Here is a 24,179-nt window from a genome sequence, read left to right on the forward strand (position 1 = left end):
GACCACCGGTTCCGTGTCGTTCACCTCGACGAAGGACGGCGTCAGCACCACCGTCAAGACCGGCACGCTCAAGGACACCGCTGACGGCTCAGCCGCCAAGTTCCAGAGCGTTGACGAGTACGCGTCGGCACTCCGTTCGGACGCCGACTTCTCGTCGCACTTCTCCGTGGCGGTCAAGAAGGACGACAACGGTGCCGGTGTCGGCATCGTGGTCACGGCACTCGACGGTGGCACCCTCGCCACCGCTGACAACGCCACCGCTGGCGACGGCCTCGGCGCCGGCGCTGCTGGCACGGCCGTGACCGGCGGGGTCAAGTTCGACACCGCGGCGAACGCCCAGGCCTCGATCAAGCTGATCGACCAGCAGATCGCCCAGGTCTCGTCGGCCCGCTCCAACCTCGGTGCGATCCAGAACCGCTTCGACCACGCCATCAACGTGACGAACGTGGCCAAGGAGAACCTCACCGCGGCGAAGTCCCGCATCACCGACGTCGACATGGCGGAGGAGATGGTCAAGTACACGCGCGACAACATCCTCAGCCAGGCCGGCACGTCGATGCTCGCGCAGGCGAACCAGAGCACGCAGGGCGTCCTGTCGCTGCTCCGCTAGTCGCATCGGTCGCCACCGCCGAGGAGCCGTTCGGGTGCTCCTCGGTGGTGGCCTCCACCCCTGCGGACTGACCTCGGCCGGTCCGCCCACACTCCGAGCCGCCGCCCACCGGGGAGCCAGCGATGTCCACCACGTCCGCGACGAGCACCTCGCTCGCGATCGACGGCCTGGTCTCCGGGCTCAAGACCACCGACCTCATCAACTCGCTGATGAGCGTCGAGCAGGTCCCGCAGACCCTGCTCAAGTCCAAGGTCACCACGACCAACTCGTTCATCTCGTCGCTGCAGACGATCAACGGACTCGTGCAGTCCCTGGCGACGAAGGCCTCGGCGGCCGCGAAGGCCGGTTCGCTCGACACCTTCACGGCCACGTCGAGCGCCACGAACGCCAGCGTGTCGACGAGCGCGAGCGCCACCGCGGGCTCGGTGTCCTTCACGGTCGGTCAGACCGCCGCCGCGCAGGTCGGCGTCACCGCCGCGATGTCGTCCTGGGGGGACACCGCGTCGCCGCTGACCTTCACGAAGCCGGACGGCACCAGCACGACGATCACCCCGGCGTCGGGCTCGCTCGACGACACCGTGACGGCGATCAACGGCTCCGCCGCGGGGCTCACCGCGACGAAGGTCGCGGCGGGGACCGACGCCAGCGGCACGAAGCTCTACCGGCTGCAGTTGACGAGCACCGCGACGGGTGCCGCGAACGGGTTCACCCTGCACCGGGGGACCGCGGCGGACGTCACCGCGGGGACCGCGACCGACGTGCTGTCGGAGACCGGTGCGGCCGTGGTGACCCGGGCCGCCGACGCGTCGGTGACCCTGTGGGCCGGGACCGCGGCCGCGCAGACCGTCACCAGTGCGACGAACGCATTCAACGACCTGTTGCCCGGCGTCGACGTCACCGTCTCGAAGGCGTCGACGGACTCGGTCACGATCACGGTCGGACGGGACAGCACGAAGGCGCAGGCCGTGGCCTCCGGGCTCGTCGACGCGATCAACGCCGTCACGTCGTACTACGCGTCCAACACCGGCGTCACGAGCACCACGAGTCCGACGAGCGGGACGACGAGCACCACGGCGGGGGTCCTGCTCGGCGACGGCACGACGCGCTCCGCCGTCCAGCGGCTGACGAGCGCGATGTCGACCCCGGTCAACGGGAAGTCGCCGTCGTCGATCGGCATCGTGATCTCGAAGGACGGCGACTTCGACTTCGACGCCGCCGCGTTCCAGAAGGCCCTGGCCGCCGACCCGGCCGGCACGCAGGCGATGCTGTCCGGCGTGGCGAAAGCCGTCTCGGACGCAGCCACGGCCGCCAGTGACAAGTACACCGGTTCCATCACGACCGCGATCACGGGCAAGCAGTCCGTGGTCAAGGACCTCAACACGCAGATCGACTCCTGGACCGACCGACTGACCCTGCGCCGTGCGACCCTGCAGACGCAGTACGCCGCGCTCGAGACCAGCCTCAGCAAACTGCAGTCGCAGTCGAGCTGGCTGGCCGGTCAGCTGTCGGCACTGTCCAGCTGAGCCGCAGGAGAACCGTCATGAACGCCTTCGACCTCAGCGCCGCCGCCGCCTTCCGGCAGGCCGCGCAGCCCCGGTCCGTCACCGACCAGCGCCGCGCCCAGTACACGAACGAGGCCGTGCTGTCGGCGACGCCCGCGCAGCTCGTCACGATGCTGTACGACCGCCTGCTGCTCGACCTGCACCGCGCCGAGACCGCCCAGGTCGCCGCGGACTGGGACGCCGCCCGCGAGCAGCTCCTGCACGCGCAGGCCATCGTCGGGGAGCTGTCCTCGACGCTGAAGATCGACGTGTGGGACGGCGGCGAGGGACTGCTCGCCGTGTACAACTACGCGTCGACGTCGCTCATCACCGCGAACGTCCACCGTGACGTCCAGGCCACCCGGGACTGCATCCGGATCCTCGACCCGCTCCGTCAGGCGTGGCACGACGCCGCTGCCTCGTTGCCGGCGGCCCCGGTCGCACCGCAGCACACCGCGGGCGGGGCGCTCGGTGTCGCCTGACCAGGACACCCACGACCGCTGGGAAGCGGCCCTCGCTGACCTCGAGGCAACCCTCGAGCGCGACACCGCCGACGTGACCGCCGCGGCCGGTGACAGCACCCCGTGGCCCGAGCCGACCGGGCTGGGACCGATCCCACGCGACCTGGTGGGTCGTGCCTCCCGTCTGCTCGCCGCGCAGCGGGACCGGATGACGGCGGTCGAGGACGCCCGACGCGTGACGCTCGAGCACCTCGGCGCGCTCCGCGCGGTCGACGCCACGCGCACGCCGCAGGCCTCCGTCTACCTCGACGCGAGCGCCTGACGCCATACCGGCCCCCGTTCGGGGCGACGGCTTACACGGCTCAGCGGAGCCGCCGATAGGCCTCTCTGAGCACGGATCGCTCGACCACCGGCCACGGATCGGCCACCACCGCCACGGCGACGTCACCCCGACGACGCCCGACGAGGGGACCCATCCGTGTTCGACTCCGTGACGTCTGCCGCGCTGCAGAGTGCACTCGACGGCCTGTCGATGCGTCAGCGCGTGATCGCCGACAACATCGCGAACATCAACACCACGGACTTCCGGGCCGGCAAGGTCCAGTTCGAGGACGCGCTCGCGAAGTCGATCGTCGACGGCAACGGCCGCGCCACGCCGACCGTCGCGCGGAGCCTGGAGCCGACGAACACGAACGGCAACAACGTCAACCTCGACGAGGAGACGCTGTCGAACGTCGACACGGTGCTGCGGTACCAGTTCGCGACGCAGGCGATGAACTCCGAGCTCACCAGCGTCCGTGCGGCGATGCGGACCAACTCGTGACGACCTTCGACGCGATCGGGATCGCGAGCACCGGCATGACCGTGCACCGCAAGTGGCTCGACGCGATCTCCGACAACATCGCCAACGTCAACACCGTCCGGTCCATGGACGACTCCGCGTTCCAGGCCCGCTACGTCGAGGTCCAGGAGGGCAACGGCGTCTCCGGCGCCTACGTCAAGGGCGCCGCGTTCGGCAGTGCCGCCGGCCGGGTCACCTACGACCCGGACAACCCGCTCGCGAACGCCGAAGGCTACGTCCGCATGCCGGACATCGACCTCGGCACGCAGATGGCGGACCTCATCATGGCCCAGCGCGGCTACCAGGCGAACGCCGCCGTGGTCGACCGTGCCAAGACCGCCTACGAGGCGGCACTGCAGATCGGGAAGAACTGATGCCCATCGACGCCGTGAACGGTGTGACCACCAACGCGATGACGAACGCCGTGACGAACGTCACCGGCACCAGCAGCGACCTCGGTTCGTCCGCGGTCACCGGGACCGGGGGCGACGGGTTCGCCGCCAGCCTCGGCAACGCCGTCGACGGGCTGCAGCAGCTGCAGAGCGACTCGAAGACGCTCGCCCTGAAGGCCGTCACGGGCAACCTCGACGACATCCACGACGCCACCATCGCCTCCACCCGTGCGCAGGTCACCCTCGAACTCGTCGCCGCCGTCCGCAACAAGGGCGTCGACGCGTTCAACGAGATCATGCGGATGCAGGCCTGATGCCCGCCGGCATGCAGAACGTGCTCGGCCGCCTCGGCGCGTACGTCAAGGGGTTCACCGCCGCACAGCGGACCATCGCGGTCATCGGCATCGCGGCACTCGTGCTCGGCGGCATCGCGCTCGCGTCCTGGCTCGGCAAGCCGTCGTACGCGCCGCTGTTCACCGGCCTGGCCGCTGCCGACGCGAGCTCGGTCACCGACCAGCTCACCACCGACGGCGTGCCCTTCCAGCTCACCGACGGCGGCGCGACGATCCTGGTCCCGCAGGCGAAGGTCTACACGGAGCGACTCAAGGCCGCCTCGAACGGGCTGCCGTCGTCGAACGAGGGCGGCTACTCGCTGCTCGACACCATGGGCGTGACGAGCTCCGAGTTCCAGCAGGACGTCACCTACAAGCGCGCGATCGAGGGCGAACTCGCCAAGACGATCTCCGCGATGGACGGCGTGCAGACCGCGAGCGTGCAGCTGGCGATCCCGAAGAAGTCCGTGTTCGTGTCCGAGGAGAAGGACCCCACCGCGTCGGTCTTCATCGCCACCAAGAACGGCGCCCAACTCGGCACCGACCAGGTCCAGGCCATCGTGCACCTGACCAGCGCCGCCGTCGAGGGCATGCAGCCGACCGACGTGTCCGTGGTCGACCAGAAGGGCCAGACCCTGTCGGCGGTCGGCACCGGCGCGACCGGCTCCGGTACCGACCAGGCCGCCGACTACGACGCCGCCACGAGCAAGAAGGTGCAGGACCTGCTCGACACCACGCTGGGTGCCGGCAACGCCAGCGTCGTCGTCGCGGCGACGATGAGCGACAACTCCGGCACCCGCACGACCGAGTCCTACACGACGCCGACGACCGGCCCGGTGGCGCTCAACGAGTCGTCCACGAAGGAGCAGTACGGCGCCGGGGCCACCGGTGCCGGCGCCGGCGCGACGGGCGTCCTCGGACCGGACAACATCGCCGTCCCGAACGGCACCGCCAACTCGGGCACCGGGAACGGCGACGGCGGGTACGAGAACCAGTCCGCGACGAAGAACAACGCCGTCGACAAGACCACCGAGACGACGCAGATCCCGGCCGGTGCGATGGACCGCCAGACGATCTCCGTCGCGCTCAACTCCAAGGCGAAGTCCGTGCAGGGCGTCAACCTGCAGAGCATCAACGACCTGGTGGCGAACGCCGCCGGCGTCGACGCGACCCGCGGCGACCAGGTCAAGGTCGCGATGATGGACTTCGACACCAGTGCCGCCGACGACGCCGCGAAGGCGCTCGAGGCGCAGCAGCAGGCGGACCAGCAGGAGTCGCTCTGGTCGGCGATCCGCACCGCCGGGATCGTCGTCGGGATCGTCCTGGCCCTCGTCGCCCTGATGGTGGTCCTGGCCCGTCGCAGCCGCCGCCAGCAGCGCGAACAGGTCGACATCGGTGAGCTCGACGCGTTCGGTGAGGCGTTCCCGCTGCCGCTCGCCGTCGAACCGGCCGACGTCCGCACCGGTCTCGAGGCCGGGGACGCCCCGACCGTGGCGCTGCAGGCCCTGCCGCACGACGACGCCCCGACCGAGGTCCTCACCACGGACGAGATCACCGCCGAACGCCGCCGCCAGGACATCGCGGCCCTCGCCGAGCGCGACCCGAAGCGCACGGCAGAGCTCCTCCGCGGCCTGCTCGACGACCGGGCGTCGGTGTGAGCGCCGTCGTCCCCGCACCCGGCACCGACCGGCCGCTGACCGGGGCGCAGAAGGTCGCGCTCATCCTCATGCAGATGGACACCGAGCGGGCCGCCGAGGTCATGAAGCAGTTCACCGAGCTGGAGGCCGAGGAGATCTCACAGGAGATCGTCCGGATGCGCCGCGTCGACGACGAGGTCGTCGACCGCACCCTGGGCGAGTTCCACCGGCTCACCCGCACCGGCCGCACGAGCCGTCGCGGCGGGAAGGAGACCGCGCTGGGCCTGCTCGAGGCGTCCTTCGGCGCCGAGCGCGCCGCCGGTGTGATGGACCGGCTGGCGTCGAACCTGGCCGGTCAGTCGTTCGAGTTCCTCGACGACGCCGAGCCCGGCCAGGTCATCGCCCTGCTCGAGGGCGAGCTGCCCCAGACCATCGCCCTCGTGCTCGCGCACCTGAAGCCCGCCCAGGCGAGCGCCGTCCTCGCCGGGTTCGACGAGCGGGTTCGCACCGACGTCGCGCAGGCGTTCGCCACGATGGGCACCGCCACGCCCGAATCCGTCGGCATCGTCGCCGGGGTCCTGCGCTCGCGCGCCGGAGCCGTCGTCTCGCCGCGCGAGAGCGTCGAGGTCGTCGGCGGCATCGCGCCGCTGGTCGAGATCATCAACCGGTCGGACGTCGCCACCGAGAAGGCCGTGCTCGACGGTCTGGAGGCCCGTGACCCGGAACTCGCCGAGGACATCCGTTCCCGGATGCTCACCTTCGAGGACATCGTGAAGCTCGAGTCGCGCGACATCCAGCAGGTGCTCCGCGGCATCGACTCGAAGATCCTGGCGACCGCCATGAAGGGTGCGTCCACGCCGGTCGTCGAGACCATCCGCGCGAACGTCTCCGAGCGCAACCGCGAACTGCTCGACGACGAACTGCAGTCGATGGGCCCGGTCCGAGTGTCGCAGGTCGAGGAGGCCCGCGCCGAGGTCGTCCGCTCCGTCCGCGAGCTCGAGGCCCAGGGCGTCATCACGGTCCACCGCGCCGAGGAGGACGAGCTCGTTGACTGACGCCTTCGCCCCGGTCGCGTTCCCGGTGATCACCGACGCCGCCCTGGCCCGTCGTGCCGCGAGCGCGGACGTCCGCGGGCACGCTGCCGGGTACGCCGCCGGGCTCCGTGCCGCCCAGGTCGAGACCGACGCAGCCCGTGCCCGCATGGACGCCGAGCACGCCGCGCGGCTGTCCGACCTCGAGGCGTTCGTCGTCGACCGGCTCGCGGTCCTCGACCGTGCCGCCGTGGCGCTCCAGGCCCGGGTCGCGCCGGTCCTCGCCGACGCCGAGCAGTCGGTCGCCAGCGCGGCCGTCGACCTGGCCGAGGCCGTCGTCGGGTACGCGGTGCGGGCCTCCCGGGCAGACGACGTGGAGGGGGTGTCCGGACGTCCGGCCGCCGCCGAGGAGACGCTCCGACGCGCCCTGGCCGCTGCGAGCGCGCCCGTGATGACGTCGGTGCGGCTCAGCCCGGCGGACGCGGCGGCCGTCGCGGACCTGACGATGCCGGTCCCCGTGGTGGCGGATGCGTCCCTCCGGGACGGCGACGCCGTGGTCGACCTGCCCGACGGACTGCTCGACGCCCGCATCGACGCTGCCCTCGACCGTGCTCGCGCTGCCCTCGGGGGCGTCCGGTGAGCGCTGCCGGTGTCCTCGAGCACACGCTGCTCCGCCCGCGGGGCCTCGACGACGCGATCCGTGCTGCGCAACCCCAGCGGGTCGGCACCGTGACGAGCGCCGTCGGCCTCGGCCTGACGATCGCCGGGCTCGACGCCCACGTCGGCGAGGTCATCACGGTCGGCGGCGAGGGCACGGCCCAGACCGCGGTCGAGGTCGTCGCCACGGACTCGTCCGGGGTGCGCTGCATGCCCCTCGGCCGCCTGAACGGGATCACCGCGGGCACCCCGGCACGCTCGACCGGTCGGCCCGTGCTCGTGCCGACCGGCGTCGGTCTGTTCGGCCGGGTCATCGACGGTCTCGGCCGTCCGATCGACGACCGCGGGCCGCTCGCGGCCGACGTCTGGGTCCCGCTCGACCACGACACCCCGAACGCCATGGCGCGCACCCGCATCGACACCCCGATGCAGCTCGGCGTCCGTGTGCTCGACACGCTGACCACCGTCGGACGGGGCCAGCGCATGGGCCTCTTCGCGGGCTCCGGTGTCGGCAAGTCCTCGCTGCTGTCGATGATCGCCCGGGGGAGCGACGCTGCCGTGAACGTGATCGCCCTGGTCGGCGAACGGGGCCGCGAGGTCCGGGAGTTCCTGGAGGACGACCTGGGGCCTGCGGGACTCGCCCGCTCGATCGTCGTCGTGTCGACGTCCGACGAACCCGCCCTGATGCGCCTGCGTGCCGCGTTCGTCGCGACCCGCATCGCGGAGTCCTTCCGCGACGACGGGCAGGACGTCGTGCTGATGATGGACTCGCTGACCCGCGTCGCGATGGCGCAGCGGGAGATCGGCCTGTCCGTCGGCGAACCGCCGGCCACTCGCGGCTACCCGCCGTCGACGTTCTCGGTGCTCGCCGGCCTGCTCGAGCGCGCCGGCACCGACCGGGTCGGCAGCGTCACCGGGATCTACACCGTCCTGGTCGACGGCGACGACCACAACGAGCCGATCGCCGACGCTGCACGCAGCATCCTCGACGGGCACGTGGTCCTCGACCGGAAGCTCGCCGTCACCGGGCACTTCCCCTCCGTCGACGCGCTCGGGTCGATCTCGCGCGTCGCCTCGAAGGTGACGACGCCCGAGCAGCGCGCCACCGCGACCGCGCTCCGGAAGGTCATGGCCGCACGGCGTGCCGCGCAGGACCTGCTCGACGTCGGCGCCTACCAGCGCGGCACGAACCCACTGGTCGACGCCGCCGTGGACCACCAGGACGCCATCGACGCGTTCCTCCGGCAGGGCATGGCCGAGCAGGTCACCGCCGCCGGGTCGTGGGAGCGCCTCGCCGGTCTCGTCCGCACCCTCGGCAACGGCGGGGGGCTCGTCTGATGGCCCGCCGCTTCCCGCTCGCCGGGCTCCTGCGTCTGCGGCACGCCGAACAGGACCGTGCCGCCGCGACCCTCGCGGACGCGAACGGCCGGGTCCGCGAGGCTGCCGACGCCCGGATGGCCGCCCGCCGCACCCTCGACGACGAACCGTCGACGATCACCGACGCGGCGACGCTCAGCGCCGTCGCCTCGGCCCGTGCCGCGACGCGCGGGATGCTCGAGGAGCTCGACGCCGTCGTCCGGTCCCGGCGTGCCGACGTCGACCGTGCGCAGCAGACCTACAACGCCGCACGCCGCTCGGCACTCGGGCTCGAGAAGCTCGAGGGGCAGCACACCACGCGGGTCGCCGCCGAGGACCTGCGCACCGAACAGAACGTGCTCGACGAGATCGCGGCTCGTCGCCGCACCGAGGGGGGACACCGATGAGCATCGACGCCGTGCTCTCACGGATCAGCGAGATCCGCAGCCAGATCGAGACGCTGCAGGGAGGCGCCGCTGCGCCGTCCACCGCCGGGTCGGCCGCTGCGTCCTCCGCCGCCGCGTCCACCTTCGCCGACGCGCTGGCCACCGAGACCGGCGCCGGCGCGCGGTCCGCCACGACCACCGGCGCAGCCGCCACGACCGCCCCCTCCGTAGCCACCGCCGCACCCGCCACCTCCGTCGATGCCGGCCGCGGCACCCTGGCGACCGGCAGCGGTGCCACCGGCGACGCCGTCGTCACCGCGGCGGAGAAGTACCTCGGCGTCCCGTACGTGTTCGGTGGCGAGACGCGCGCCGGGATGGACTGCTCCGGTCTGGTGCAGACCGTCTTCAAGGACCTCGGCGTCACCATGCCCCGGGTCGTCCCGGACCAGGCGGACATGGGCGTCGCGGTGCCGTCCCTGGCGCAGGCGCAGCCCGGCGACCTCATCATCCCCAAGGGCGAGCAGCACATCGTCATCTACGTCGGCGACGGCAAGGTGCTGCACGCCCCCCGCCCGGGCAAGGACGTCCGGATCGTCGACAACTGGTACAAGGACTCCGACATCGCCACCATCCGCCGCATCGTGCCGTCCGGCCAGGAGGCTGCGGCCACCTCCGCCGCGCAGGTCGCCCGGACCGCCGGTGCGAGCAGCGCCACGAACGCCACCGACATGCAGATGGCCGCGCTGCAGTCGCTCTTCGCCGGGAGCGCCGCGTGAGCGCGCTCGTGACGGGTGCACCGCTGACGCCGGTGCCGGCCGTCGTCCGGCCGCGTGCGGAGTCCCGTTCGGCCACTGACTTCGGGGCCGCTCTGTCCGCCGTCTCCGGTGCGGGGGAGCGCGACCGCAGGCGGCAGAACCCGGCGGGGGAGCCGAGCACGAGCGCCCCGACGTCGTCGTCAATGACGTCGTCGACCACGCCCGCGACCCTCACCACGCCGGTCACCGCGACGCCCGAGACCGGGCCCGTGACGCCGACGACCGGCACCGCTGCCCTGCCGACCGACGCCGCGCAGACCGGCTCCGACTCGACCGGGCAGCCCGCAGCGGGCACCCTCGCCATGGCCGTTCCGATCGTCGCCGCCGCCGTGCTCGTCCGCGCCAGTGCGGCAAGCGCCGGGGTCGTCGGGACCGACGTCGCCGGTGCCGTCGCCGACACCTCCGCGATGCCCGACACCTCCGGCGACGGCGACGACGGAGCGGCGACTGCGGACTCCACCGATGCCACCGGCAACGCGCCGACCGTCGCGCCGGTCCCCGGACCCGTCCTGCCGTCGGCTGCGTCGATCGTCGCCGCACCGGCGGGCACGGCTCCTCAGATCCCGACAGCGGTGCCGTCGTCGTCCGCGTCCTCGTCGGCGAACGACACCTCGGCCACCGCCGCGGTCGGGGCGCCGGCAGTCGCAGCGCCGGCGGACACCGTCGCGCCGAGCACCACCGCGGCGTCGCCCACCGGCGCCCTGTCCTCCGTCTCCATCCCGGTGCCCGCCGCCGCGATGGCTTCACCCACGGTCGCTCCGTACCCGGTCGCCCCGACCTCGGGCGCGGCTACTCCGACCGCGACCGTCACCGCGACCGCGACCGCCGCTGCTGCCGGCAACCCGGCCACCGCAGCTGGCAATCCGGCCACCGCGGCCGCCGCGGACCAGGGCGGGGCGAGCCTCCCGGCCGTCACCGGCACGGTCGACGTACCCGCCGTGCTGGCCGTCCCCTCGACCGCGGCTCCCGCGAGCGTCGGGACCACCGCAGCGTCGGTCGCCCCGGCCACCGCCGCTGCCGCGCCGCAACCGCTGGCGCAGCAGCTGGCGCGTCCGCTGTTCACCCTCGCGCAGGCCGGACCCGGTGAGCACGTCCTGACGGTGCAGCTCGCGCCGGAGGCCCTCGGCCCCGTCACCGTCCGAGCCCACGTCACCGGACACGGCATGCACGTCGAGTTGTTCGCGGCCTCGGACGCGGGTCGCGACGCGGTGCGGCAGATCCTGCCGGACCTCCGTCGTGACTCCGGTGGTGGCACCACGCTCGACCTGTCGGCGCAGAACCACCCGGCGGACGCGGGTGCCGACGGTCGCGACCGCTCGGCCGCCGACACCGCCGGACGCGACGGCGCCGGTCGCGACGGTGCCGGCCGTGACACCGCTCGTCCCACCGGGCGGGAGGCCCGCACCGGCCCCGCCACGGCCCTCCCGTCCGCCCCGACCACCGTCCGCACCGCGGGACTCGACGTCCTCGCCTGACCGGCCACCACGACAAGGAACGAGAACCATGCCACTCGACGGGATCACCGGCTCCGTGGACACCGCCACGGCCGCCGCAGCAGTCGCCGCCAACCCCACCTCGTCGCGGTCGCAGACGATGGACTCCGAGGTCTTCATGAAGCTCCTCGTGACGCAGCTCCGCAACCAGGACCCGTCGTCGCCGATGGACACGAACCAGATGATCAGCCAGCAGACGCAGCTCGCGATGATGGAGCAGGTCACCAACCAGACCACGACGGCCAACGAGGACTTCTCGCTGCAGATGCGCATGGCCGCCGCGAACCTCGTCGGGAAGCAGGTCAGCTACACCGACGCCGCCTCCGGCGCGGCCGTCACCGGGACTGCCACCGCGGTCTCCTACGCGAAGAGCGTGCCGACCGTGACCGTGAACGGGAAGGAGGTCGATCTCGACGTGATCTCCGGTATCACCACCGCCTCCGGTTCCTGACCCCATCCACTTCCCACACTCCTCGTCCACGAAGGGACGCACCATGCTCCGCTCGCTCTACTCCGGGATCTCCGGCCTCCGCTCCCACCAGGAAATGCTCGACGTCACGGGCAACAACATCGCCAACGTGAACACCGTCGGCTTCAAGTCGTCGACCACCGTGTTCCAGGACACCCTGTCGCAGATGACCCAGGGTGCCGGCGGCCCCCAGACCGGCATCGGCGGCACGAACCCCGCACAGATCGGCCTCGGTGTGCAGGTCGCCGGCGTCTCCACCAACTTCGCCCAGGGCTCCGCACAGGCGACCGGCAAGGCCACCGACCTGATGATCTCCGGCGACGGTTTCTTCGTCACCCGCCTGGGCAACGACACCGTGTACAGCCGCGCCGGCGCGTTCGACTTCGACGCCGACGGCCGCCTGGTCAGCGCGGACGGCAAGATCGTCCAGGGCTACTCGGCCACCAACGGCGTCGTCGACGACGGCGGCCAGATGAGCGACATCACGCTGCCGCTGCAGGCCGCCGCCCCCGCCACTGCGACCAGCACCGCTGGCGTCACCGGCAACCTGCCGTCCGACACCAAGACCGGCGAGGTCCTCAACCGCGACGCCACCGTCTACGACCAGTACGGCACGAAGCACACCCTGTCGCTCGCGTACACGAAGACCGACACCGGGTGGACCGTCGCCGCCTCGAACGGGCAGGGCGCCTCGGCCACCGGCACCGTCACGTTCGGCGCCGACGGCAAGATCACACGCGGTGCGACCCTGCAGGTCGGCGGCGTTTCGGTCGACATGACGCAGCTGACGGGCTTCGCCGCGCTCAACACGGCGTCGATCTCGTCGCAGAACGGGCACGAGGCCGGGTCGCTGAAGAGCTACTCGATCTCGAAGGACGGCACCGTGATGGGCACGTTCTCGAACGGTGCCTCGCTCGCCGTCGGCCGCATCGCCCTCGCGACCTTCGCCAACCCGGCCGGCCTCGAGAAGACCGGCGCGTCGGGCTACCGCGCGACCGCGAACTCCGGGGCCGCCACCGTCGGCGTCCCGGGATCCGCGGGCGTCGGCTCGCTGGCTGCCGGCACGCTCGAGATGTCGAACGTGGACCTGTCGCAGGAGTTCACCAACCTGATCGTCGCGCAGCGCGGCTTCCAGGCGAACGCCCGCATCATCACCACCTCGGACGAGGTGCTGCAGGAGCTGACGAACCTGAAGCGCTGATGATCGACGAGGACCCCCGGTCTCCCATGTGAGGGGAGACCGGGGGTCCTCGGTGTCGGCGTGCTGACCGGACGGTCAGCGGGCGACGGCGATCGCGAAGGGCACGAAGCCGACCGACCCGAGCAGACTCGGCACCAGGAGCGCCACCGCCTCGGTGCCCCGAGCTGTGCTGATGTCTCCGAGGTCGACCACCCAGTCGTCCTGCCATCCGAGGCTGCTCAGGACGGCCCGCACCAGGTCCTTCGCGTCGGGGTCGTCGCCGGAGAGGAACGTAGTGGGTGGGTTCCGGAGCGCACCGGGGCTCGTCATGACGGAGAACAGCATCGTGTTCAGGCCCTTGACGACCTTCGTCGCCGGGAGTGCTGCCTGCAGGAGCTCACCGAGACTCGTGTCCCGGTGGAGGAGCCCACCGGGGAGGCCGTCGGCGCTCCGGACGGTGGCGTTCGAGACGTCCAGGAGCACCTTGCCGGCGAGTGCCTCACGGTGGCCGGTGAGACGTTCGAGCGAACCGTCGCCCGGGGTCGCGTTGATGACGAGATCGCTGTTCGCGATCGCGGTCGCGACGGCCGAGACGCTGGCGTCGCTCCGGGCCGCGGCGGTGCCCGGGTCGCGGACCCCGAGCGTGACCCGGTGGCCAGCGGCGGCCAGCCCGGCTGCGAGGGTCGTGCCGACGCGCCCGGCGCCGAGGACGGCGATGGTGCTCGTCGTGATCGTGGTCGTGGTCGTGGTGGTGTTCATGGTCATGCGGACTCCTTGTCCTGGGGAAGCTGCGGGGCGACCGGCGGTCAGCGGAGAACCGCGGCGATGCCCGATGCCAGGCCGGGGGTGGTGGCGATGAAGTCGTCGCTGGCGAGGGTCCACGGCGCGCCGGTGGTGTCGATGACGGCGCCGTGGGCCTCCTGCACGAGCAGTGCGCCGGCGACGAGACCGGACCGGACCTGGCCGTACTGCCAGAACGCGTCGGTGTGCCCTGCGGCGACCTGCACGAGCTGCAGGGTCGCGGGGACGGTGGCGGACACGAGCAGTGCGGCGCTGAGCATCCGGTCGATCGACGCACTCATGCGGCGGCGGGCGTCGGCTGCCTCGCCGGGCGCGGCCTGCCCGGTGCCGACGAGTGCGGCGGCCAGGTCGGACTTCGCGGACACCGCGAGGGGTGAACCGTTCAGGGACGCCCCTGCGCTTCGGACCGCGGTGAAGGTCTGGCCGAGGGCGGGCAGGAACACCGCGGTGACGACGGGGACGTCGTCGCGGACGAGTGTCGCGGTGACTCCCCAGTCGACCCGGCCGTGGATGTGGTTCACGTTGCCCTCGGCGGCGTCCGTGACCCACCACTCTCCGGCACCCAGGGAGCCGCGACCTTCTTCGTCGTCGTCCCACCGGGCCTCCGGACGGAGCCGCTCGAGTGCCGGGCGGAGCACCGCGACCGAAGCAACGTCGTTGTCGCCGATCGCCGCGAGGAGCGTGTCGAGGTCGTCGACGCGGTCCTCGGTCGAGAAGCGGTCGAGCAACACGGCCCCTGCTTCGGTGACCGCGGCCGTGAGGCCGGCGAGCAGCGCGAGGTCGTCGACCGTCTGCGCAGAGTTGATCGTGTCGTCCATGGGGTTCTTCTCCTTCGCCGCGGCGTTCCTCGTCGCTGTGGTGGCAACGGTAGGAGCGGGCGGTGATGCGCACAAATACAATCCGCGCACATGTAGATTGCGTTTCGTGCAACTGGACCTGAACCTCCTGACTGCGTTGGATGCGTTGCTCGAAGAGGAGAGCGTCACCGGTGCCGCAGACCGACTGCACCTGTCCGCCCCCGCGATGAGTCGCACCCTCGGTCGGATCCGCCAGGCGACCGGGGACCAGATCCTCGTCCGTGCCGGTCGCGTCATGCGGCCGACCCCGCGTGCGATCGCGCTGCGGGACGAAGTGCGTGCCCTGGTCCTGCGGAGTGCCGACGTATTGACACCGGAACGGGAGTTGCACCTCGACGCGCTGCAGCGTGTGTTCACTATCCAGGCGCACGACGCCCTGACGACGGCACTGGCGCCCGTTCTCGTGCAGCGGGTGGCGACGGTCGCGCCCGGTGTCCGGGTGCGGTTCCTCGGTGAGGCGTCCGGCGGGAACACCGAACTCGGACGTGGGGTGGTCGATCTGGAGATCGGATCAGCGGCGCCGGTGTCACCGTCGATCGACCACCAGGCCGTCGGCACGGACGAGCTCGTCGGAGTGGCCCGTGCCGGTCATCCAATCCTCTCGGCACCGATCGACCTCGAGCAGTGGGTCGCGGTGCCGCACGTGGTGGTGTCGCGCCGAGGCCGGTTGCGGGACCGCGTCGACGATCACCTGGAGTCGGTCGGCCGGTCGCGGACGGTCGTGTCGTCCCTGGCGGCGACCGGCGCGGCGATCGAGGTCGTCCGGTCGACCGACGCCGTCGCCGTCGTGCCGGCCTCCGTGGCAGCACGGCTGGACGACGGAGTGGGGTCGTTCCGGCTGCCGGTCGCTCTCCCGCCGGTACCGATCGTCCTCGCGTGGCACCGTCAGTTCACCGCCGACGTAGGGCACCGGTGGTTCCGCGCCCTCACCGGGGACGTGCTGCGCTCCGGGCGGGATCCACGCCGTCAGTCATGATCGGGTTCACGGACCTCAGACCGTCCCCGCACCAGACGGTGCGGCGACTCGAGCGCTGGTCCGAAGCGCACCGGGACGACGTGTCAGCGAACCAGGACCGGTTCGACGCCCGGTGAACCGCCGGGCGGCGACGAGTGCCCGATGCGCGCACCACGGCGCTGACCTCTAGGCTCGGACGTGGACTCGCTGGTGCACGGGGCGCACGGCGGAGGCAAGGGGGAACACATGTCCATCACGTCCAGGATCACCACCATGGGCACGGCAACGGTCATCGCGGTCATCGCGTTGTCCGGGTGCGCAGGACCCGGCAGCACCGCGCAGGCCAGCCAGCGGCCGACGTCGCAGGCGTCATCGCCGAGCGCGTCGTCGACACCGGTCGCGTCGTCGACACCGACCGCCGACGCCGCAGAACCGACGGACCTGACGTTCGAGGAGGGCACCGCGCTCTCGACCACCGAGCTGCCGGCGTTCAGCCTCGAGATCTCCGCGCTCGGCGACTGGAAGCAGACCGGCGAGGACTCCGCGACGGGGACGCGGGAGTACACGAAGTCGGACGGGTCGGTCGCGACGATCATGCAGCAGCGTATCACCGACCTCGACCCGTCGATCGGGGACCGCGCGGCCACCGAGGAGCTGTTCACGGCTGCCGGGCTGCCGGCCGAGCAGCTCGAGGAGCAGCTCCTGCCGACCATGACCGACGGGACGGCGCAGTTCCTGTCGATCGCGGGCCACAACACCGACGGATCGTGGTCAGCCACGGTGGCACGCGCGTTCGCGAAGCCGGGAGCGGCGCTCATCGTGAAGGTGAAGACCTCCTCACAGGAGGCGCTGCGTCCCGACCTGCACGACATCCTCGTCCACGCGAAGGTCGTCATCGTCTGAGTCGGCGGTCCTGCTCCTCCACCGTGCACGCCGTCTAGGGTTGCCACACGGGGACCTGGAGCGCAGAACCGGTCGGCAACGACGCAGCGGCGGACTTCGTCGGCGATCTGGACGACGAGCGGGGGTGGACCGTCGTGGAGTCGGCACTCACCGCGGCGACGGAGGCCGGACCCGGGATGGACAGCGACGTCGCGGAACTCGCGATCGCCGCCGCCGAGGTCGTCGCGCACGGTCTCGGACGGCCGACGCAGGACGACGCCTACACCGCAACCATCGGGCAGTTCGTCGACCGTGCCGGCCAGCCCGATGCGGGGCTCGTCCGACTGGCCGGGCAGGCCGTCGCCGCTGCCTCGGCTGGCGAGGGCGAACTCGCGGAACTGTGGGACGACGCCGGTACGACCGAGCTCGGCGAGTGGCGTGTGTCGATCGCACGCCTGCGCGCGAACCTCCGCACCGACCAGTAGGTCACGACGGAGCGTCAGGACCGCCGGGTCGGACCGCTCCCTCGGCTTTCGTCGGTAGCCTGCCCCGATGGGGACGAGTGTCGAGGACGCGTACACCGACCGAGCAGCCGAGTACGTCGAACTCCTCGGGACCATGGACTCGGTCCACCCGTCGGACGTGCAGCTCGTCAGCGCCTGGGCGGCATCGGTCGAGGGGCCGGTACTCGACGCCGGGTGTGGTCCAGGGCACTGGACCGCGTTCCTCGCCGAGGCGGGTCACGACGTCCGCGGGATCGACGCTGTGCCGGCCTTCATCGACCACGCCCGGGGTACCTACCCGGGCGTCCGGTTCACGACCGGCAGCATCGACGCCCTGGACGACCCGTCCGACTCGTACGGTGGTGTGCTCGCCTGGTACTCGCTCGTCCACCACGACCCGGAGCGCATCCGCCGTCCTCTCGAGGAGTTCGCCCGGGTCCTCCGCCCGGGCGGCATGCTCCTCGTCGGCTTCTTCGTCGGTCCCGCAGTCGAGCCGTTCGACCACGCGGTCGTGACGGCACACCGGTGGCCCGCCGAAGCGCTCGAGCAGGAGTTGCGGGCCGCGGGCTTCGACGTCGTCGAGACGCACACCCGCTGCGCGGCGAGCGGGACACCGCGGCCGCACGGGGCGGTCCTCGTTCGCCTCGGTGCGGGGGCCTGATCCCCGTGCGCAAGTTGGACGCCGTCGGTGCGGAATCGCTCCGCTGGTACCGACCGGAGGCGGAGGACAGCAGCGCGGGTCCCACGCTGCTCTGGCTGCACGGCGGCGGGTTCTTCCGGGGGAGTCCTGCGCAACCCGAGGCCCACGACGTCGCCCGCGTCCTCGCCGACCAGGGCGTCAGGGTGGTGACGGCGGCGTACCGCCTGGCGCCGTTCCCCGGCACAGGACCGCTGCGGCGGCGACCGGGAGGGCCAGCGGAGCAACCGGAGCGCTTCCGGCTGCCACTCGAGGACGTCACCGCCGCGGCACGGGCCGTGTCGGCCCAGTCCCCGGAGGGGATCGTCCTCGGCGGCGCGAGCGCCGGGGCGTGTCTGGCTGCCGCCGCGGCCCTGCACGCGGTGGACGACGGCACCCCTCCGGTCGGAGCTGTCTTCGCGTACGGGTTCTTCCACGCCGCGCGCCCCCGGGAGAGCGACCCAGCGCACCGCTCGCGCGGCCATCGTCGCATCACGCACGCGCCGTGGGCGCTCGACGTCGCGAACCGCAACCACGCCGGCACCCGGCGGGCGCTGGTGCACCGGTACGCGTTCCCCGGCGGGCACGACCTGACCGGTTTCCCGCCGACGCTCGTCGTGAACGCCGAGCGTGACACGATGCGGACCTCGGGCGATCGCTTCGCGGCCGAGCTCGCGGCCGCGGGCGCCGACGTGGAACGCCATGTGCTGCCGGGCAGTGCGCACGCCTTCCTGAACCGCCCGGGCCTCCCGGCCTTCACCACGGGAACCGCGCTCATCGCCGAGTGGATGCGGCGCCGCCCGACTCCCGCGTGAACAGCCGGTGTCCGATCGGTCCGATCCCTCGACCGGTCGCGCTCCTCCGCATCCCGAGGCCGACGCCCAGGACGACGTGACCGAACCGTGTCCCGCGGTCGGGACCGCCCGGTGCAGGATCGACGCATGGGGACGGGGCGAGCGGCGGCCATCGGCGGGGCGGTGGCGCTCGTCGTCGCCCTCGGCGTCGCCGGGTGCAGCGTCGGTCCGACCGCCTGCACGGCGATCGGCTGGGCGAACGGCGTCGAGGTGACGCTCCTCGGCGACACCACCGACGTCGCCACCGTGACCGCGTGCGGCGGTGCCGGATGCGAGCCACCCGCAGCCGACGATCCGCCGCCCTTCCCACCGGAGGCGGACCCGGCGAACACACCGACACCCGTCGCCGGCGGCGACAGCCGGACGCTGTACCTGGGCATGGACACGCCGGAGCGCGGTGCGGTCGCCGTGTACGACCGTGCCGGCCACGTGCTCATCGAGCAGTCGGTGGCGCTGCGCTGGGACAGTCCGCACGACGCGGAGCCGTGTGGCGGTCCGTCCTCCGGTCGCGTCACCGTCCGCCTTCCCGCGTCGCACGGTTGACCGCTGCGCACCCGCCGGACGGGAGGCGCGGCGCCGGCCCGCACCGCGCCTCCCGTCGGGTGCCGGGCTGGGGAGGGACCGGACGGCCGCCGGACGAGCCGCGACGTCCCTGCCGCTGTCGAGCGGCAGTCGCTCAGGACGCCGGCCTGCTGAACAGGTTCACGACGTTGCCGTCGGGGTCGCGGACGAGCGCCGACCGGTTGCCCCACGGCATCGTCGTCGGTGCCAGGACGACGTCGTCGGGCTCAGGCTGCAGGCGCTCGAACTCGCCGTCGACGTCCGCGACCTCGAACTCGATGAACACCGACCGGTTCGTCTGCGCGGACACGGCGTCCCCGAGCATCGCGACCGTCGCCGTGCTCGCGATGGCCAGGACCGCGCCGGAGCCGCTGAACTGCGCGAAGACCGGCGTGGGTCGTTCCGCCGGGCGGCCGGTGACACGCTCGTAGAACGCGGCGAGACGGTCGACGTCCTCGGTGACGATGCGGATGGATGTGAACGACACGGGGGCCTCCTGGAGCAGTGGTGATCTGGTCCGGCCAGCCTCGCCGACACCCGCGACACCGTCCTGTCGGTGTTTCCCGGATCCGGTCGCCTCCGGTCAGTCGACGTGCTCGGTGACGGATCGGAGGCGACCGTACGGGATGTCCAGGTCCTCGCGGCGGAGCGTCCGCGCCTGCGGACGCTCGTCGGTCAGTTCGATCGACAGCACCCGGTCGCCGCGGAAGGCGCGGACACCGTCCCGCAGGCGGCACCAGGCGATCAGGTACCAGTCGCCGGCTTTGCCGATCGACCCCAGCGGTTCGACCTCCCGGACGGACTCCGACCCCGAGCGGTCCCGGTACCGCAGCCGGACCACCCGGTCTGCCCGGAGTGCGGCGGCGAAGGCCGGCAGCACCGGTGCGTCGTCGGCGGGTTCGAGCAGGTGCACCCGTGACGCCAGGGCCCTGGCCCGTCGAGCGTCGTCTTCCGGCATCACCGCGAGGACCTTCCGGACGGCGGTCGCGGCGGCCTGTCGGAAGGGCCCACGCTGCAGCGTCCCGAGCCCGACCAGCACCGCGAGCGCTTCGTCCGGTGTGAACCCGGTCGGCCCGAGCGTCGCGGTCGCGTCGATGACGTAGCCCCCGGTCCGGCCGGGCTCGGCCCAGATCGGGAGGCCCGACTGCTGCAACGCCGAGAGGTCGCGCTCGACGGTCCGCACCGACACCCCGAACCGCTCGGCGAGCCAACGCGCGCTGCGGGGCCGGGGAGCGACAGCGCGCAACTCCTCGACGAGGGCGTAGAGGCGGTCGGTGCGGTTCACTCCACCATCATGCGACTCGGTAGTCGGCGCGGAGACCACGATCTGGGACCCGTCGGCGTCGGCCGAGCTCGACGAGCCCTGCCCAGTCCGGGAGTGATCCGGCGGTGGACGTCTGTCCGCACTGCGGGGTCCGGGTTCGCTCCTGGCGGAATGGTTCCGGTGCGGAAGTTCATGAGGCTTTGATCGTCACATGAGTGCAGATGGTTCCGACGTCCGACGTGCGTACGACCCGACCCGGCTGCGGGCGGTCTTCGAGCGGAACTTCACCTATGCCTCCGCCGTGGAGCGCAACGTGCACCGGTTCGGCGGCAAGCCCGCTCTGAGCGACCCGGAGACCGGGCGGTCGTGGACGTACGCCCAGCTCGGCGCGGTCACCGGACACCTGGTCGGTGGCCTCGCACGCCACGGTGTGCAAGCCGGCGACGTCGTCTGCTACCAGCTGATGAACCGGCCGGAGTTCGCGTTCCTCTACGTCGCGACCCAGGGCTTGCGTGCCGTGGGCTCGCCGATGAACTTCCGTCTTGCACCCGGGGAGACCGCACACATCCTCGACGACGCCGAGCCCGTGGTCTTCGTCTACGAAGCCGCTGCTTCCGCCGACGTCGCGACCGCGCTCGCACTGGCCTCCCATCGACCGGCCGTGCTGGTCTCGGTCGGAGAGCCGGCCCCTGACGTCGAGCCGTTGCCGGGCTCGATCACCTTCGCGGAGTTGCTCGACACGTCGGCACCGTCGTTCCGAGCTCCCGAAGCCGGCACCGTCTGGGACGAGACCACCCGCCTCTACACCTCGGGCACCACGGGCCGCCCGAAGGCCGTGCCCCTGTCGAGCCTCAACGAGACCCTGAGTGCGCACGACGTGATCATGCACCTGCCGCTGTCACCCCGGGACCGGACGCTGAACATGTCGCCCTGGTTCCACCGGGGCGGCGTGTACTGCGCGGGACCGAACCCGGTGTTCTACGTCGGGGCGGAAGCCGTCACCCTGCGGCAGTTCGACCCGGTGCGCGTCCTCGACCTGATCGAGGAGTCGAGCCTGACGTTCGTCGTCGGAGCTCCGACGAACCTGGAGCGCCTCGCGGACGAGCAGGAGGCGCGACCCCGTGACCTGTCGAGCCTCACCGGCATCGTGACGATGGGGGCACCCTTCGAACGGCAGGCGGCGCTGCGGTACCAGCGGGTGCTCACCCCGAACATCTCGAACGGCTACGGCACGACCGAGACGTTCTGGAACACGTTCCTCCGCGGCTACGAGTTGACCGCCAACGCGGGTGCCGCCGGACGCGCGAACATCGACGACGACGTCGCCGTCGTGCAGGCCCTCGCCGGACGGCTCGCAGACCCGCGGGACCAGGTGGCCAAGGACGGCAAGGAGATCGGCGAGATCGCGATCCGGTCGATCAAGTCCGGGTACGCCTACGTGCACGACCCGGCTGCCGAGCGCGCCAAGTTCCAGGACGGGTGGTTCTACCCGGGTGACCTCGCCACCTGGAACGAGGACGAAGTCGTCACGATCGTCGGCCGGAAGGACGACATGCTCATCTCCGGCGGCGAGAACGTGCACCCCGTGCAGGTCGAAGAGGTCCTCGCCGGTCACGCCGGGGTCGCGGACTCGATCGTGGTGGGGAAGGCGGACCCCGAGTGGGGCCAGGTCGTCGTGGCGTACGTCGTCCGTCGCAGCGGACAGCTGACCGATCCCGCGGCAGCGGTGTCCGCCCTCGACGCACACTGCCGGGCGAGCACCGACCTCGCCGACTTCAAGCGGCCGCGCCTCTACGCCTTCGTCGACGAGTTGCCCTACACGGCCACCGGGAAGAAGCAGCACTTCGTGATGCAGCGCCGCACGTCCGACGACGCCGAAGCCGGCCTGTTCGTCCGCCCCTGAATGCAGTGGCGCCAGCGCGCTGACGACCCGACGGCGAGGTCGGCGGACGTGCCCGTCGCGACTCAGCGGGAGGTTCACACCGGTGCCGGCAGCTCCAGGCCCTTGAGCTCGCGCATCACGGAGTTGAGGTGCCACTGGTCGCGGAACAGCCCGTAGCGGTCGCGGTCGGTGGTGACGATCTCCAGGTCGCGCCGCCGCTCGAGCAACGCGAGGTCGGAGTCCGTGACGGTGCGCACCATCGTCCACGGCAGCGGTTCGACGCGGACGGCGGTGCCGAACTCCGCCGACAGGCGCGACGTCAGGACCTCGAGCTGCAGCGACCCGATGACGCCGACCATCGGCGCCTGCGCGGTCCGACGCTCGGACTCGAGCAGCTGCACGACGCCCTCCCCGGCGAGCTGTTGCATGCCCTTGCGGAACTTCTTCGCGGTGCTCGGGTCGGTGGGCGCGACGGTGGCGAACATCTCCGGCGCGAACCGGGGGAGCGGCTCGAACTCGACGGCCTCGTCGCTGTACAGGGTGTCCCCGGGGTGCAGCATCGTCGCGTTCACCAGACCGACCACGTCGCCGGGCCAGGCGACGTCGACGGTGTCGCGCTCCCGACCGAACACGCTGAGCGCGTGCTTGGTGTTGAACCGTCGGCCGGACTGCGCGTGGGTCAGCATCATGCCGCGGTCGAACCGGCCCGAGCAGATGCGGACGAAGGCGACCTGGTCGTGGTGGGCAGGGTCCATGTTCGCCTGCACCTTGAACACCTGGGCTGCGAAGGGCTCGGTGACCGGACGGGGCGCGCCGTCCTCGGTGCGACGGGGGAGCGCGGCAGGGGCGGTGTCGCGCAGGAAGCGCAGCAGGTCGACCGTGCCGAGGTGCTTGGTGGCGACGCCGAAGAACACCGGCATGCTCACGCGCGCGTGGAAGTCGTCCTGGTCGGGCAGCCCACGGACCTCGCGGGTGAGCTCGACCTCTTCCAGCGCGGTCGCCCACGCACTGCCGAACAGTTCGGCGGCCTCGTCCGCCGAGCGCTCGGTCGCGACCGGCAGGTGCCCACCGCCGGTGGACTCGTACGTGGTCAGGGTCCCGGTCATGGTGTCCACCAGTCCCTGCAGGTCACCGGCCTCACCGACCGGCCAGGTGACCGGCGTCGGGGCACGTCCGGTGCGCTCCTCGAGCTCGTCGAGCAGGTCGAGGGCTTCACGGCCGGGGCGGTCCCACTTGTTGACGACGGCGATGACGGGGATGTCGCGGGTGCGGCAGACCTCGAACAGACGGATCGTCTGCGCCTCCATGCCCTTCGCGGCGTCGATCAGCATGACCGCGCAGTCGACGGCCGCGAGCGCGCGGTAGGTGTCCTCGGAGAAGTCGGCGTGGCCCGGGGTGTCGACGACGTTGATGAGCGTGCCGCCGGCGTCGAGTTGGACGACCGCAGAGCTGATCGAGATCCCGCGGCTCCGCTCGATCTCCATCCAGTCGGACACGGTCGCGCGCCGGGTGGCCTTGCCCTTGACCGCACCGGCCTCGTCGATCGCGGAAGCCGCCAGGGTCAATGATTCGGTGAGCGTGGACTTGCCGGCGTCCGGGTGGGCGATCACGGCGACGGTCCGACGGCGTTCGGCTTCCCGCTCGATCGTGCCGGCGGCGGCGGTGTCCGCCGGGGACGGACCGGTCACGCGTCGCCCCGCTCGTGGCATCGACCGACGGCGTGACCTGGGTGTTCCGACTTCT

27 protein-coding genes and 1 pseudogene are annotated in these 24,179 nt (G+C 71.9%); 23 read left to right on the plus strand and 5 right to left on the minus strand.

Annotated elements, in window-relative coordinates; translation table 11 throughout:
• The first annotated feature begins 298 nt into the window (after positions 1–298).
• The 16 genes from DEJ31_RS17755 (at position 299) to DEJ31_RS00590 (ending at position 13,222) form a co-directional block, all read left to right on the plus strand.
• Complete coding sequence (locus tag DEJ31_RS17755) at positions 299–610, plus strand: flagellin (RefSeq protein ID WP_375537609.1); 312 nt, start codon at positions 299–301, stop codon at positions 608–610.
• 122 nt (positions 611–732) lie between these two features.
• Positions 733–2,133 carry a flagellar filament capping protein FliD gene (gene fliD, locus DEJ31_RS00520; protein ID WP_111120966.1) on the plus strand — a complete coding sequence of 467 codons (1,401 nt, stop codon included), beginning with the start codon at positions 733–735 and terminating at the stop codon, positions 2,131–2,133.
• A gap of 17 nt (positions 2,134–2,150) precedes the next feature.
• A complete protein-coding gene (fliS, locus tag DEJ31_RS00525) occupies positions 2,151–2,633 on the plus strand; it encodes a flagellar export chaperone FliS (protein ID WP_111044207.1) in 483 nt (160 codons plus the stop codon).
• Positions 2,623–2,934 (plus strand): hypothetical protein, encoded by a 312-nt coding sequence (locus DEJ31_RS00530; RefSeq protein WP_111044206.1) that lies wholly within the window; start codon positions 2,623–2,625, stop codon positions 2,932–2,934. The genes fliS and DEJ31_RS00530 overlap by 11 nt, the downstream gene beginning before the upstream one ends.
• Before the next feature lie 156 nt (positions 2,935–3,090).
• Positions 3,091–3,435, plus strand: a complete 345-nt coding sequence (locus DEJ31_RS00535; protein ID WP_111044205.1) for a flagellar basal body protein — start codon at positions 3,091–3,093, stop codon at positions 3,433–3,435.
• Positions 3,432–3,827 (plus strand): flagellar basal body rod protein FlgC, encoded by a 396-nt coding sequence (locus DEJ31_RS00540; RefSeq protein ID WP_111044204.1) that lies wholly within the window; start codon positions 3,432–3,434, stop codon positions 3,825–3,827. The genes DEJ31_RS00535 and DEJ31_RS00540 overlap by 4 nt, the downstream gene beginning before the upstream one ends.
• On the plus strand, positions 3,827–4,159 hold the full coding sequence (gene fliE, locus DEJ31_RS00545; RefSeq protein ID WP_181421458.1) for a flagellar hook-basal body complex protein FliE: 333 nt from the start codon (positions 3,827–3,829) through the stop codon (positions 4,157–4,159). The genes DEJ31_RS00540 and fliE overlap by 1 nt, the downstream gene beginning before the upstream one ends.
• Positions 4,159–5,835 (plus strand): flagellar basal-body MS-ring/collar protein FliF, encoded by a 1,677-nt coding sequence (fliF, locus tag DEJ31_RS00550; protein ID WP_111120967.1) that lies wholly within the window; start codon positions 4,159–4,161, stop codon positions 5,833–5,835. Before fliE ends, fliF begins: the two co-directional genes overlap by 1 nt.
• Entirely contained in the window at positions 5,832–6,869 is a 1,038-nt protein-coding gene (fliG, locus tag DEJ31_RS00555; RefSeq protein ID WP_111044202.1) for a flagellar motor switch protein FliG, read from the plus strand. Before fliF ends, fliG begins: the two co-directional genes overlap by 4 nt.
• Positions 6,862–7,485, plus strand: coding sequence for a hypothetical protein (locus tag DEJ31_RS00560; protein WP_111120968.1), 624 nt, complete (start codon positions 6,862–6,864; stop codon positions 7,483–7,485). Before fliG ends, DEJ31_RS00560 begins: the two co-directional genes overlap by 8 nt.
• Positions 7,482–8,840, plus strand: coding sequence for a FliI/YscN family ATPase (locus tag DEJ31_RS00565; RefSeq protein ID WP_258366047.1), 1,359 nt, complete (start codon positions 7,482–7,484; stop codon positions 8,838–8,840). The genes DEJ31_RS00560 and DEJ31_RS00565 overlap by 4 nt, the downstream gene beginning before the upstream one ends.
• Positions 8,840–9,265: a flagellar FliJ family protein gene (locus tag DEJ31_RS00570; RefSeq protein ID WP_111044200.1), complete on the plus strand. Its 426-nt coding sequence runs from the start codon at positions 8,840–8,842 to the stop codon at positions 9,263–9,265. Before DEJ31_RS00565 ends, DEJ31_RS00570 begins: the two co-directional genes overlap by 1 nt.
• Positions 9,262–10,020 (plus strand): C40 family peptidase, encoded by a 759-nt coding sequence (locus tag DEJ31_RS17690; protein WP_111120969.1) that lies wholly within the window; start codon positions 9,262–9,264, stop codon positions 10,018–10,020. Before DEJ31_RS00570 ends, DEJ31_RS17690 begins: the two co-directional genes overlap by 4 nt.
• Positions 10,017–11,534, plus strand: coding sequence for a flagellar hook-length control protein FliK (locus tag DEJ31_RS00580; protein ID WP_111120970.1), 1,518 nt, complete (start codon positions 10,017–10,019; stop codon positions 11,532–11,534). The genes DEJ31_RS17690 and DEJ31_RS00580 overlap by 4 nt, the downstream gene beginning before the upstream one ends.
• Before the next feature lie 28 nt (positions 11,535–11,562).
• A complete protein-coding gene (locus tag DEJ31_RS00585) occupies positions 11,563–12,003 on the plus strand; it encodes a flagellar hook assembly protein FlgD (protein ID WP_110902389.1) in 441 nt (146 codons plus the stop codon).
• Between the two features lie 43 nt (positions 12,004–12,046).
• A complete protein-coding gene (locus DEJ31_RS00590; RefSeq protein WP_110902388.1) occupies positions 12,047–13,222 on the plus strand; it encodes a flagellar hook protein FlgE in 1,176 nt (391 codons plus the stop codon).
• A gap of 75 nt (positions 13,223–13,297) precedes the next feature.
• Here the strand turns inward: DEJ31_RS00590 and DEJ31_RS00595 are convergent, their stop codons facing one another.
• A complete protein-coding gene (locus tag DEJ31_RS00595; protein WP_220034837.1) occupies positions 13,298–13,966 on the minus strand; it encodes an NADPH-dependent F420 reductase in 669 nt (222 codons plus the stop codon).
• A 41-nt stretch (positions 13,967–14,007) separates the two neighbouring features.
• Entirely contained in the window at positions 14,008–14,820 is an 813-nt protein-coding gene (locus tag DEJ31_RS00600; protein WP_111120971.1) for an inositol monophosphatase family protein, read from the minus strand.
• On the opposite strand from DEJ31_RS00600, the gene DEJ31_RS00605 reads away from it, so the two are divergent.
• The 6 genes and pseudogenes from DEJ31_RS00605 (at position 14,819) to DEJ31_RS00630 (ending at position 19,272) form a co-directional block, all read left to right on the plus strand.
• A complete protein-coding gene (locus DEJ31_RS00605; protein WP_220034838.1) occupies positions 14,819–15,835 on the plus strand; it encodes a LysR family transcriptional regulator in 1,017 nt (338 codons plus the stop codon). The genes DEJ31_RS00600 and DEJ31_RS00605 overlap by 2 nt on opposite strands.
• Before the next feature lie 225 nt (positions 15,836–16,060).
• Positions 16,061–16,717, plus strand: a complete 657-nt coding sequence (locus tag DEJ31_RS00610) for a hypothetical protein (RefSeq protein ID WP_146243078.1) — start codon at positions 16,061–16,063, stop codon at positions 16,715–16,717.
• 62 nt (positions 16,718–16,779) lie between these two features.
• Positions 16,780–17,181: pseudogene (locus DEJ31_RS00615) on the plus strand (DUF4259 domain-containing protein); the annotation flags it as partial.
• Between the two features lie 67 nt (positions 17,182–17,248).
• On the plus strand, positions 17,249–17,860 hold the full coding sequence (locus DEJ31_RS00620) for a class I SAM-dependent methyltransferase (RefSeq protein WP_110902383.1): 612 nt from the start codon (positions 17,249–17,251) through the stop codon (positions 17,858–17,860).
• Positions 17,861–17,865: 5 nt separating this feature from the next.
• Positions 17,866–18,690, plus strand: coding sequence for an alpha/beta hydrolase (locus DEJ31_RS00625; RefSeq protein ID WP_181433431.1), 825 nt, complete (start codon positions 17,866–17,868; stop codon positions 18,688–18,690).
• Between the two features lie 126 nt (positions 18,691–18,816).
• Positions 18,817–19,272 carry a hypothetical protein gene (locus DEJ31_RS00630; RefSeq protein WP_111120976.1) on the plus strand — a complete coding sequence of 152 codons (456 nt, stop codon included), beginning with the start codon at positions 18,817–18,819 and terminating at the stop codon, positions 19,270–19,272.
• A 133-nt stretch (positions 19,273–19,405) separates the two neighbouring features.
• On the opposite strand, the gene DEJ31_RS00635 is transcribed toward DEJ31_RS00630, so the two are convergent.
• Together DEJ31_RS00635 and DEJ31_RS00640 are read right to left on the minus strand one after the other, a co-directional pair.
• On the minus strand, positions 19,406–19,777 hold the full coding sequence (locus tag DEJ31_RS00635) for a VOC family protein (protein ID WP_111120977.1): 372 nt from the start codon (positions 19,775–19,777) through the stop codon (positions 19,406–19,408).
• Between the two features lie 96 nt (positions 19,778–19,873).
• Positions 19,874–20,575, minus strand: coding sequence for a YafY family protein (locus DEJ31_RS00640; protein ID WP_111044189.1), 702 nt, complete (start codon positions 20,573–20,575; stop codon positions 19,874–19,876).
• A 190-nt stretch (positions 20,576–20,765) separates the two neighbouring features.
• Between DEJ31_RS00640 and DEJ31_RS00645 the strand changes: the two genes are divergently transcribed.
• Positions 20,766–22,457, plus strand: coding sequence for a class I adenylate-forming enzyme family protein (locus tag DEJ31_RS00645; RefSeq protein ID WP_111120978.1), 1,692 nt, complete (start codon positions 20,766–20,768; stop codon positions 22,455–22,457).
• Positions 22,458–22,531: 74 nt separating this feature from the next.
• Here the strand turns inward: DEJ31_RS00645 and DEJ31_RS00650 are convergent, their stop codons facing one another.
• A complete protein-coding gene (locus tag DEJ31_RS00650) occupies positions 22,532–24,124 on the minus strand; it encodes a peptide chain release factor 3 (RefSeq protein WP_258366051.1) in 1,593 nt (530 codons plus the stop codon).
• Positions 24,125–24,179 lie beyond the last annotated feature (55 nt).

Origin of the sequence: Curtobacterium sp. MCPF17_031 (assembly GCF_003234035.1) — a bacterium.
In the GTDB taxonomy this organism is placed as follows: domain Bacteria; phylum Actinomycetota; class Actinomycetes; order Actinomycetales; family Microbacteriaceae; genus Curtobacterium.